The sequence below is a fragment of the Rhodanobacter panaciterrae genome, from assembly GCF_014651895.1.
In the GTDB taxonomy this organism is placed as follows: Bacteria; Pseudomonadota; Gammaproteobacteria; order Xanthomonadales; family Rhodanobacteraceae; genus Rhodanobacter; species Rhodanobacter panaciterrae.
Window position 1 is genome coordinate 906,366 of record NZ_BMXT01000002.1, and the last position, 11,674, is coordinate 918,039.

Annotated in this window: 11 protein-coding genes; all 11 read right to left on the reverse strand. The window is 63.8% G+C overall.

All coding sequences use genetic code 11. The features are described 5' to 3' along the window. Positions 1–72: 72 nt before the first annotated feature. Positions 73–2,121 carry a transketolase gene (gene tkt, locus IE071_RS13400; protein ID WP_189441737.1) on the reverse strand — a complete coding sequence of 683 codons (2,049 nt, stop codon included), beginning with the start codon at positions 2,119–2,121 and terminating at the stop codon, positions 73–75. A gap of 40 nt (positions 2,122–2,161) precedes the next feature. Next, entirely contained in the window at positions 2,162–3,808 is a 1,647-nt protein-coding gene (gene pgm / locus IE071_RS13405; RefSeq protein WP_189441739.1) for a phosphoglucomutase (alpha-D-glucose-1,6-bisphosphate-dependent), read from the reverse strand. Continuing rightward, positions 3,805–5,469: a glucose-6-phosphate isomerase gene (gene pgi, locus IE071_RS13410; protein WP_189441741.1), complete on the reverse strand. Its 1,665-nt coding sequence runs from the start codon at positions 5,467–5,469 to the stop codon at positions 3,805–3,807. Before pgi ends, pgm begins: the two co-directional genes overlap by 4 nt. Then, on the reverse strand, positions 5,466–6,569 hold the full coding sequence (gene tal / locus IE071_RS13415; RefSeq protein WP_189441743.1) for a transaldolase: 1,104 nt from the start codon (positions 6,567–6,569) through the stop codon (positions 5,466–5,468). Before tal ends, pgi begins: the two co-directional genes overlap by 4 nt. Positions 6,570–6,608: 39 nt before the next feature. Then, positions 6,609–7,322, reverse strand: coding sequence for an HAD family hydrolase (locus tag IE071_RS13420; protein WP_189441745.1), 714 nt, complete (start codon positions 7,320–7,322; stop codon positions 6,609–6,611). After that, on the reverse strand, positions 7,316–8,722 hold the full coding sequence (gene zwf, locus IE071_RS13425) for a glucose-6-phosphate dehydrogenase (protein WP_189441747.1): 1,407 nt from the start codon (positions 8,720–8,722) through the stop codon (positions 7,316–7,318). The genes IE071_RS13420 and zwf overlap by 7 nt, the downstream gene beginning before the upstream one ends. A 204-nt stretch (positions 8,723–8,926) precedes the next feature. Further along, on the reverse strand, positions 8,927–9,421 hold the full coding sequence (locus IE071_RS13430) for a GNAT family N-acetyltransferase (protein ID WP_189441749.1): 495 nt from the start codon (positions 9,419–9,421) through the stop codon (positions 8,927–8,929). A gap of 47 nt (positions 9,422–9,468) precedes the next feature. Then, a complete protein-coding gene (locus IE071_RS13435) occupies positions 9,469–9,798 on the reverse strand; it encodes a DHCW motif cupin fold protein (protein ID WP_189441751.1) in 330 nt (109 codons plus the stop codon). A 35-nt stretch (positions 9,799–9,833) separates the two neighbouring features. Further along, positions 9,834–10,256, reverse strand: a complete 423-nt coding sequence (locus IE071_RS13440; protein ID WP_189441753.1) for an SgcJ/EcaC family oxidoreductase — start codon at positions 10,254–10,256, stop codon at positions 9,834–9,836. 89 nt (positions 10,257–10,345) lie between these two features. Beyond that, complete coding sequence (locus IE071_RS13445; protein ID WP_189441755.1) at positions 10,346–10,975, reverse strand: dihydrofolate reductase family protein; 630 nt, start codon at positions 10,973–10,975, stop codon at positions 10,346–10,348. A gap of 63 nt (positions 10,976–11,038) precedes the next feature. Continuing rightward, a partial coding sequence (locus IE071_RS13450) for a GNAT family N-acetyltransferase (RefSeq protein WP_229792902.1) occupies positions 11,039–11,674 on the reverse strand: 636 nt, incomplete at its 5' end.

Genomic DNA, 11,674 nt, shown 5'->3' on the forward strand with positions numbered 1-11,674 from the left:
ATATGCTGCCAAAACGCTTTCTGTCGGGAGCAGGCCCTGTCGGCGGCCAGTCCAGTCGCTACGGAGCTCTGCTCAGCCCCCCAGCAAAGCGCTGGCCCGCCGCACCACATTGTCGACACTGAAGCCGTATTCGCGCAGCAACACCTCGGCTGGCGCGGAAGCACCGAAACGGTCGACGCAGAGCATGTCGCCTTTTGCGCCCACGTAGCGCTCCCAGCCTTGTGAGACACCGAGTTCCACCGCGAGGCGCGCCGATACGTTGGGTGGCAGCACCTGGTCGCGATAAGCCTGCGGTTGCGCGTCGAACAGTTCCCAGCTCGGCATCGACACGCAGCGCACCGCGACGCCATCGGCCTGCAACTGGTCGGCGGCGGCGAGGATCAAGGCGACTTCGGAACCGCTGGCGATCAGGATCAGTGACGGCTTGCCGTGCTTTGCATCGCTCAGCACATACGCGCCCTGGCGCACACCGTCGGCGCTGGCATAACGCGTGCGGTCGAGCGTGGGCAGATCCTGCCGGGTCAGCGCCAGCAGCACCGGATGTTTCTCCGATGCCGCCGCGACCTTCCACGCCACCGCCGTCTCGTTCGCATCGGCGGGGCGGATCACGGTGAGGTTGGGGATCGCGCGCAGGCTGGCCAGTTGTTCCACCGGTTGGTGGGTGGGACCGTCTTCGCCCAGCGCGATGCTGTCGTGGGTGAACACGTGCACCACATGCACGCCCATCAGCGCGGCGAGGCGGATCGCCGGGCGCATGTAGTCGGAGAAGATCAGAAAGGTCGAGCCGTACGGCAGGAAGCCGCCGTGCACGGCCAGTCCGTTGCAGATCGCGCCCATGGCGTGCTCGCGCACACCGAAGTGCAGGTTGCGACCGGCGTAGCTCCAGCCGGCGCTGTCGGAACCTTGCGTGTCCTGTCCCGGCGTGGCGGCCGGGTTGAAGTCGCCGAGTCCCTTCAGATTGGTATGCGTCGAGGAATCGAGATCCGCCGAGCCGCCAAACAGCGCGGGCAGTTTCGGCGCGAGCGCATTCATCACCTTGCCGCTGGCGACGCGGGTGGCCATGCCTTTGGCATCGGCAGGGAACACCGGAATGTCCGCGTCCCAGCCGGCCGGCAGTTCGCCGCGAAGGCGACCCTGCAGTTCTTTCGCAAGATCGGGGTACGCCTTGGCATAGGCGTCCAGACGTCCATTCCACTCGGCCTCTGCCTTGGCGCCCTGTTCGAGTGCCTCGCGGAAATGTGCCAGCGCCGGCTCCGGTTCCAGGAAGTCGGGTTCGAGTGGCCAGCCGAGCTTCTGCTTGGTCTTCTTCGTATCCTCGACACCGAGCGGCGAGCCGTGTGCCTTGAAACTGTCCTGCTCGGGCGAACCGAAACCGATATGCGTGCGCACCAGGATCAGCGACGGTCGCGTGGTGTCGGCGCGGGCGGCGTCGAGCGCGGCGCTGATCGCGTCGACGTCGTTGCCATCGGCCACGTGGATGATCTGCCAGCCATAGGCCTCGAAGCGCTTGGCGCGATCCTCGGAGAAGGTGATATCGGTGCCGGCGGCCAAGGTGACGTAGTTGTCGTCGTACAGGCAGACCAGCTTGCCGAGTTTGAGATGTCCTGCGAGCGAAGCCGCTTCGCTGGCGACGCCTTCCATCAGATCGCCGTCGCTGACGATCGCCCAGGTGCGGTGGTCGATCACCTGGTGACCGTCGCGGTTGTAGCGCGCGGCCAGGTGCGCCTCGCCGATCGCCATGCCGACCGCATTCGCCAGACCCTGGCCGAGCGGCCCGGTGGTCACTTCGACGCCGGGCGTGTGGCCGTATTCGGGATGTCCCGGTGCCTTGCTGCCCCACTGGCGGAACTGCTTGAGATCATCCAGCGACAGCGCGTAGCCGGTGACATGCAGCAGGCTGTACAGCAGCGCCGAGCCGTGGCCTGCGGACAGCACGAAGCGGTCACGGTCGGGCCAGTGCGGATTCGCCGGGTGATGCTTCAGCTGTTTCGTCCACAACGTGTACGCCATCGGCGCGGCGCCGAGCGGCAGGCCGGGATGGCCGCTATTGGCCTTCTGCACCATGTCCACCGACAGGAAGCGAAGCGTGTTGATGCATTGCTGGTCGAGATCGGTGGACATGATGATGCCTTTGATGACGTGGAGTGGATGAATGCGCGACTCAGGCGAGTGCGGCGTCGACGATGCTCTGGGCTTCCTTCAATAGACTCTGCAGGTGGTCTTCGCTCTTGAAGCTTTCCGCGTAAACCTTGTAGATCGCCTCGGTGCCGGACGGCCGTGCGGCGAACCAGCCACTGGCCGCGACGACCTTGATGCCGCCGATCGCCGCGCCGTTGCCCGGCGCCTTGTCCAGCACTTGCGTGATCTTCTCGCCGGCGAGCTGGTCGCTCTTCAACTGGTCGGGCGACAGTTTCGCGAGCTTGGCTTTCTGCGCGGGCGTGGCAGCGGCTTCGACGCGATCGGCGAACGGCTTGCCGAGCTCATCGGTCAGCTGCGCGAACAACTCGCCCGGGTCCTTGCCCTGCCGCGCGGTGATCTCGGCCGACAGCAGCGCCGGCACCAGACCGTCCTTGTCGGTGGCCCATACCGAGCCGTCGTGGCGCAGCAACGAAGCGCCGGCACTCTCTTCGCAGCCGAAGCCAAGCGAGCCGTCGAACAGGCCTTCGGAAAACCACTTGAAGCCGACCGGCACTTCGTACAGCTTGCGCCCGAGCCGCTTCACCACGCGGTCGATCAGCGCGGTGGTGACCACGGTCTTGCCGACGGCAGCATTCGCGCTCCACTGCGGCCGGTGCTGGTACAGGTAATCGATCAGCACCGACAGGTAATGGTTCGGCTCCATCAACCCGTTGCTGCGGGTGACAATGCCGTGGCGGTCGTGGTCGGTGTCGCAGGCGAACGCGACGTCGTAGGTGTCCTTCAGCCCGATCAGCCGCTGCATCGCGTACTTCGACGACGGGTCCATGCGGATCTTGCCGTCCCAGTCCACGCTCATGAACGCGAACTGCGGATCGACCACCGCACTGACCACGGTGAGGTCGAGCTTGTAACGCTCCGCGATCGGCGCCCAGTAATGCACGCCGGCGCCACCCAGCGGATCGACGCCCATATGCACGCCGGCACTGCGGATCGCCTCGAAGTCGATGATGTTGGCGAGGTCGACGACATACGTGTTGAGGTAGTCGTGCTCGTGCGTCGTGGCGGCCTGGCGCGCCTGCGCGAACGGCATCCGCTTCACATCTTTCAGGCCACCTTCGAGCAGCGCATTCGCGCGGTTCTGCACCCAGCCGGTGATATCGGTGTCGGCCGGGCCGCCGTTCGACGTGTTGTATTTGAAGCCGCCGTTGTCGGGCGGGTTGTGCGATGGCGTGATCACGATGCCGTCGGCGAGACCGCTGGTGCGCCCTTTGTTGTAGACCAGGATCGCGTGCGAGATCGCCGGTGTGGGAGTGAACTCGCCGCCCGTGGAGATCATCGTCTGCACGCCGTTCGCGGCCAGCACTTCCAGCGCATTCTCGAACGCGGGCTGCGACAGCGCATGCGTATCCGCACCGATGAACAGCGGGCCGTCGATGCCCTTCGACTTGCGGTACTCGCAGATTGCCTGGCTGATCGCCAGGATGTGCCACTCGTTGAAGCTGCGCTCGAACGAGCTGCCGCGATGGCCGGAGGTGCCGAACGCCACGCGCTGCGCGGCCACCGACGGATCGGGCTTGAGGTCGGCATACGCCGCGAGCAGCTTCGGGATGTCGACCAGGATCGATGCCGGTGCCGGCTTGCCGGCGAGTGGACTGATGATCTGACTCATGCTTTTCCTGAAATGGTGCCATCGCGCAGCTGTCGGTAGCGGCGGATCAAGGCATTGGTCGAACTGTCGTGGGCGAGTTTCGGTTCGTCCTTCGCGGTCAGTTCGGCGATGGTGGTCTTGGCCAGCTGCTTGCCCAGCTCCACGCCCCACTGGTCGAACGAGTCGATGTCCCAGATCACGCCCTGTACGAACACGCTGTGTTCGTACAGGGCGATCAGCGTGCCGAGGATGTGCGGAGTCAGCTTCGCCGCGAGGATGGTGTTGCTGGGCCGATTGCCCTCGAACGTACGATGCGGCACCAGCGCCTCGGGCGTGCCTTCGGCGCGCACCTCATCCGCCGTCTTGCCGAATGCCAGCGCCTCGCCCTGCGCGATCAGGTTCGCCATCAACAGGTCGTGCTGATCGCCGCCGCCCTGCGCCGGCAGCGGATTCAGCGTCTGACCGAAACCGATGAAATCGCACGGCACGATGCGCGTGCCTTGGTGGATCAGTTGATAGAACGAATGCTGGCCGTTGGTGCCCGGCTCGCCCCAGTAAATCGGGCCGGTGTTGTAGTTCACCACCTTGCCGTCGAGCGTCACGTGCTTGCCGTTGCTCTCCATTGTCAGCTGCTGCAGATAGGCGGGGAAGCGTTTCAGGTATTGCTCGTAAGGCAGCACGGCGACGGTGGCGGCATCGAGGAAGTTGTTGTTCCAGATCGCCAGCAGGCCCATCAAGACGGGCAGGTTTTTTTCCAGCGGCGTGCGACGGAAATGCTCGTCCATCGCATGGAAGCCGGCCAGCATCTCGCGGAAACCGTCCGCGCCGATCGCCAGCATGGTCGACAGGCCGATCGACGAATCCATCGAGTAACGCCCGCCGACCCAGTCCCAGAAACCGAACATATTGGCGGTGTCGATGCCGAACTTCGCCACGCCTTCGGCGTTGGTGGAAACGGCGACAAAGTGTTTGGCGACGGACTTCTCGTCGCCCAGCGCCGCCACGCTCCACGCGCGCGCGGCGTGCGCGTTGGTCAGCGTTTCCAGCGTGGTGAAGGTTTTCGAGCAGATGATAAACAAGGTCTCGGCGGCGTCGAGGTCGCGCACGGCCTCGGCGAAATCGGTGCCGTCCACGTTCGAGACGAAGCGGAACGTCATGTCGCGGCGGCTGTAGTCACGCAGTGCCTCATACGCCATCACCGGGCCGAGGTCGGAGCCGCCGATGCCGATGCTGATCACGTTGCGGATGCGCTTGCCGGTATGGCCCAGCCACGCGCCGCTGCGCACGCGTTCGGAAAACGCGGCCATCCGATCCAGCACTTCATGTACATCCGGCTCTACGTCGTGGCCATCGACCAGGATTTCCTCGGTGGCCGGCGCGCGCAATGCCACATGCAGCACGGCGCGGTTCTCGGTCGTGTTGATCTTGTCGCCGCGGAACATCGCCTCGATCCGCCGCGGCAGCTCGCAGGCCACGGCCAGTTCGCGCAGCAGGCGCAGCGTGTCGGCGTCGACGCGCTGCTTGGAATAATCCAGGTACAGGCCGACATCCTCGACGGTAAGCTGCTTGCCGCGTTGAGCATCGGCGGCGAACAGCTCGCGCAGATGCTTCGAACCGATCATGGCGAAGTGCTGCTTGAGTGCCTGCCACTGCGGTGTGGTCGTGAGTCGCGATTGGCTCATGGCAGAGCGGGTCCCTTCGACTTGTCTTCCAGTGCGCTCGCCTTGTCGGCGATCCGCTGCAGCAGCTGCTTCCAGGATTTGACGAAGGCCGCGGCACCGTCGATCTGCAGCTTGAGTGCCAGCGCATCGGTGTCGACGCCAGCCTTGCCGATCTGCGCCAGCACGCTATCGGCATCACCGCCGTCGCTGGCCATCACGCCATGCAGCTGACCGTGGTCGGCGAATGCGAGCAGGGTTTTCTCCGGCATCGTGTCGATCGTGTCGGGCGCGGCGAATGCGCTGATGTACATCGTGTCGGGCGCCGACGGATCCTTGACGCCGGTGCTGGCCCACAGCAGGCGCTGCGGATGCGCGCCGGCGGCTTCGAGTTTCTTCCAGCGCTCCGACGCGAGCAGTTCGCGATAGGCGCGATAGGTTTGCTGGCCCACCGCGATGCCGAGCTTGTTGTGCAATTCGACCGGTAGCTGCGGGTTGCTGGCCACGTCCCAGCGGCTGATGAACAGCGAGGCGACCGAACCCACGCGCGAACCGAGCCCGGCGGCGATGCGACGCTCGATGCCGCGCATATACGCCTCGGCGACGGCCACGTACTGCGCGCAGGAAAACAGCAGGGTCACGTTGATCGGAATGCCGAGGAAGATCGCTTCCTCGATCGCCGGGAGGCCTTCCGGCGTGCCGGGAATCTTCACGAACAGGTTGTCGCGCTGCGCCTGGCTGTGGATCTGTTTTGCCGCCTCGATCGAGCCGGCGGTGTCGGCGGCCAGCAAGGGCGAGACTTCCATCGAGACCCAGCCATCGACGCGGTCGGTGGCGTCGAAAATCGGCCGGAACAGGTCGGCCGCGCGACGCAGGTCTTCCAGCGCCAGCTCGGTGAACAGCGTTTCGCCGGACAGACCGGCCAGCGTCTTGGCGTGCACGCCGGCGTCGTAGGCATCGCCGTCGCCGATCGCGGCATCGAAGATGCTCGGGTTCGAGGTCAGCCCGGTGACCGAGTCCTCGGCGATGTAGCGCGCCAGCGTGCCGTCGTCGAGCAGGGTGCGGGTGATGTTGTCCAGCCACAGGCTCTGGCCGAGTTCGTGCAATTGCTGGGTCGCTTTCATGCTTGCTCCATGACTTCAGTTCATTCGAGACGGGTTGTTTCAGTCTGCCGGAAGGTTGATGACGGGCGCGTCGGGCAGGAAATCAGCAAGCTTACGCTCGCGCAGATCGCCGACGCGAGCGATGCGGATATCCGCTGCCGCGCGCACGTCTTCCGGCGCCTGTGCGGCGTAGTGGCCCTGCTCCACGAACACCGTGGTCAGTCGCTGGCCGAGCCGCTGTTTCATGTCGGCCAGGATCTGCGGCTTGTCGTCGACCATCACGTAGTGCGCGGCCGGGTAGCGCTGCTGCATCGCCACCAGCATCTGCTGTTTGTGCACATAGATCAGCACCTCGCCGCGCAGCGCGTCCCACAGCCCGGCGTGCTGGATCTTGCGCGGCTGGAACACCACGTCGCCGTCGGACAGGATCGCCGTCGGGCCCAGCGTGCGCAGGTGGGCGACGGTGTCCAGCGCGTGCGGGTACAGCCGGCTGGCGAACGGATACTCCAGCAGGTATTTCGACATCTGCAGCAGCGCCGGCTCGTTGTCCAGGCCGACGCGGAAGCGCTGCAGCGCGCCGAGGTAATCGGCGTAGCCCAGCTCGTCGCGCAGCTGCGCATAGATCGCCCAGTAGCGCTCGCGCTCGGTCGCGCCGAACGCCTGTTCCAGCGTGTCGCCGAGGTCGGCGGCGAAGCGGTCGTTGTCGAGCAAGGTGTTGTCGACATCGAGCAGGAAGACCACCGACGCGGTGGCGGGAGTGTGGTCGCTCAACATGGCTCGCTCGCCTCGGCTTGCGGATCGTGCCAGCCCTCGGCGCTGCTGACGATCTTGGCGGCCTCGGCCGGTCCCCAGCTGCCCGGTTCGTAGAAGCTCACGCTGCCTGGATGCTGCAGCACGCGGTCGACCACCGCCCATGCGGCTTCGACGCATTCGTCGCTGGTGAACAGCGCGTTGTCGCCGCGGATCGCGTCGGCGAGCAGCCGTTCGTACGGCGGTTTCTCCGGCTCCGCATGATGCCTTGCCACCAGTTCCACCGGATCGCCCTGCATCGTCTCGCCGGGCCGCTTGACCCGCATGCCCTCGGCAATGATCACCTCCGGGCTGAGCCGGAAGCGGAAGTAGTTCGATTGCGGCGGCGTGATCTCGTCGAACACCGACAGCGGCGGTGTCTTCATGTCCACCATCACCTCGGTGGTGGTGATCGGCAGGCTCTTGCCGGCGCGGATGTAGAACGGCACGCCGGCCCAGCGCCAGGTGTCGATATGCAGGCACAGCGCCACGAAGGTCTCCACGTTGGAATCCGGCGCCACGCCCTCGACCTTGCGATAGCCGTCGAACTGGCCGCGCACCACTTCGGCCGGATCGAGCGGGCGCATCGCGCGGAACAGTCGCAGCTTCTCTGCATTCAGCGAGACCGGGTCGTTGCCGATCGGCGCATCCATCGCCAGCAACGAAGTCACTTGCAGCAGATGGTTCTGCAGCACGTCGCGGATCGCGCCGACACCCTCGTAGAAACTGCCGCGGCCGTCCACGCCGAACTGCTCGGCCATGGTGATCTGCACGCTGTCGACGTAGCGGTTGTTCCACACCGGTTCCAGCACGGTGTTGGCAAAGCGGAAGTACAGCAGGTTTTGCACCGGCTCCTTGCCCAGATAATGGTCGATGCGGAAGATCGCCGGTTCCGGGAACACTTCGTGCAAGGTGCGGTTGAGCGCCTGCGCCGAGGCCAGGTCGCGGCCGAACGGTTTTTCCACCACCACCCGCGCGTTGTCGGCGCAACCGGCCTGCTGCAGGTTCTTCACCACCACGCCGAACAGACTCGGCGGTATCGCCAGGTAATGCAGCGGCGCCTTGGCGCTGCCCAGCACCTGCTTCAACTGGGTGAACGTGGCCGGGTCGTTGTAGTCGCCGTCGACGTACTGCAGGCGTGCCGCGAACTTCGCAAACGCGGCCTCATCGACGTCGCCGCCGTGATTTTTCGCCGCCTGCGCCAGGCTGTCGTGTGCGCGTTGGCGCAGCTGCTCCACGCTCCAGCCGGAATGCGCCACGCCGATGATCGGCAGGTCCAGCCCGTCGCGCAGCATCATCGCCTGCAGCGCGGGGAAGATCTGCTTGTAGGCCAAGTCGCCAGTGGCGCCAAAAAAGACCAGGGCATCCGAGGGGAGTGATGTCATGGTGAGTGCTTTCTCCATGGGGCTGGCCGGCGCCGTCATTGGCGCAGCGTATGGTGCAGCCGATGCGGCGGCATGCATGAACCTGCAACATGCCGGAGATCGGGTCTACTTTCCAGCCTGCACGCAGCGAAGTTAAACCGATGCATAAGTCGGTACGTCTACAGGTTGACCCGCCGACCGCAGGAAGCTGCGACGATGGAACGCTCAGCCAGCCAGCTGCTTGAACATGACCAGGGCATCGACAAATCCGAGGCGCTGATGCCGGAACGCCCGCGGCAGCGTGCCGACCACGGTGAAGCCGAGCCGCTTCCACAGGCGCACGGCGCGTTCATTGGTCGATACCACCAGGTTGAACTGCATCGCCAGAAAGCCCATCGACAGCGCCTGCGCTTGCGAGTGCTCGCACATGGCCGCGGCAATGCCCTGGCCTTGCGCGTCAGCGGCGACGACGTAGCCAGCGTTGCAGACGTGCCCGCCCAGGCCCGGCTGGTTCGGTTTGAGGATGTAGCTGCCCACGACACGTCCGTCCGGCGAACAGGCCACGAAGGTCGCGGCTGGCAGCTCGACCCAGGCCTGGTGTGCTTCGGCCTCGGTACTGTGCGGGGAGTTGGCGTAGGTATCGCCGGACTGGAAGGTCGCGTGCAGGATCGACCAGACGGTGGGCCAGTCGGTTTCCTGGAAGGGGCGTATGAGGGTCATGAGTGTGATGGGTGAATCCGCTCGATGGAGAAGTGTGCGCTTGGCCTTCAGTCGACAATGAACAATGTTGCCCCGACTTCGGTGAACGACCGGTGCGGTTCCGCATTGTCGGCGACTTGATAACTCATGCCAGCGGTCAGCGTGAACTTGCGGCCGTCTTCCAGTTCGGTGTGAAGTTCTCCCTCGATACACAAAAGTACGTGCCCCTTAGCGCACCAGTGATCCGCGACGTAGCCAGGCGTGTACTCGACCATCCGAACGCGGACGTCTCCAAGCTGCAGTGTTCGCCAGTAGGCGCTACCGCTTGCGCCCTTGTGTTCCGTCCGTTCGACCTTCGACCAGTCTGTCGTGCCGAACGGGATGCCTGACATCTGCATGTTTAATCCTGAGGTGTTTGGCAACCAATGCTGCTCTAACCGCGCAAGATCGGCTCCCCGGTACGCGGGTTTGTGAGGGTCACATTCTCGAGCGCTCGAATGCGCCAGATCTCGTTCTGTCTCGTCAGTACTGCGAGGATCAGCGTGTCCACCGCATGGGGTCCGGCCGGGTGAGCGGCACCGGCCGACAGACGACTCCAGAAATGTATGACCACCGCTCCATCAGCAATGTGAGCGACATCGATCAGCTCGTTTTCCAGCGTGGAGTCGCGATAGATTGTTTCGTGAATCGGAGCGTGCAGCGCCACGATCTCATCGATGCCTTGGACATAGTGCCCGAAGCGATTTACGAACGTCGCGCCTTCATCGAACAAGTCCGCGAGAGCAGCCATGTCATGTGCATTCCAGGCGGCCTGAAATGCACTGGGCGCATCTTCCGGTCTTTGCATTTTGGCCATGAGGGTTGTGGTCAGATGTCTCTTGGATGACTACGGTGCCTGACGTTCCGGTTTAGCGGCATCCGCTGCAATCGGTGGCTGGGCCGCCCTCACTGACGCACATAGCGCAAGTGCGTGGCGTGTGGACCATCAAGCACCTTGTCGATGCGAAACTGCGGCCCGGGCTCGCGCAGGTTCTCGAAGAGACGCCGCCCGCCGCCGAAAAACACGGGTGCCAAGGCGATTTCCAGCTCATCAACGACACCCAGGTTCAGGTACTGCTGGATCACATCCGCTCCACCCGCGATACGAATATCACGACGGCCTGCTGATTCCCGAACCAGCTCCAGGGCACGCTCCGGCCCGTCATTGATGAAGTAAAAGGTCGTCCCGCCGGGGCGCACCCAGGGTTCGCGTTTCTCATTGGTGAGAACGTATACCGGCGTGTGAAACGGAGCCTCCTCTGGCCACGCGCTCTCGCCCTGGTCGAACATCCGCTTGCCCATGATGTTGGCGCCGATGCGCTCCGTGGTGCTGCGAACCAGGTCATTGACCGGGCCGGTCTCTCCTCCTGATCCGAACATGTGGTTCTCGCGGAAGTACTGTTGATTGATGAGCCAGCCCATCAACGCACCCCACTTGGCGCCCCAGTTCTTGTACCCGGGATTCTCCATGGTCATTCCTTCCGGAGCCATGTAGCCATCGAGGCTAAGTCCAATGTTGACGAATACTTTGCTCATGATTCTTTGCTCGCATGTTCGGATGTCGGTCCAGCGCTTGAGTTAAGCGGCGCCGGCAGATGCTCAACTCGGGGCAACAGATCTAACCATGACGATATCTCGTTGAGGATCGCCGCCAAGAGGAAAGGTATGATCACCCACCTCCACGAACCCCAGTTTCTTGTAGAACGAGATGGCCCTTGGGTTGCGCTCCCAGACACCAAGCCACAATGCATCTGACTCATGTTGCTTGATTTCGTCGATGCAAACCTTCATGAGCTCCTGCGCGATGCCCTTGCCATGCCAGTCTTCGACAACGTAGAGGCGTTGAATCTCCCCCGGACTTTTTGCCGAAACACAGTCAGGTGCCTCCCCCCAGCGCAATTGGGCATAACCAATCAATCTGCCTTCGTCTTCGCTCACCAAGGTAACCATTCCAGGATCAGTGATCTCGACCGCTTGAATCTGCTCGCTGTAGCTATTTCGGCAGTGAAGTTCCATATGTTCGGCCGTATTCATGGCACCAAACGTTGCCCTAAATGTGGCCTCGGCCATCTCAGAGAGTGCCTTGGCGTCATTTAAGTGAGCTTTTCGTATGGTTGGCACCAAGACCTCCAAAGAGCATCTAACGCTTGAGTTAAGCGGCGGCGTAGCCGCCTTGAATGATTGAATGGACTCCTCCCGCGTCGCCACACGGCTTCGATGAGCCAGACAGGAGCG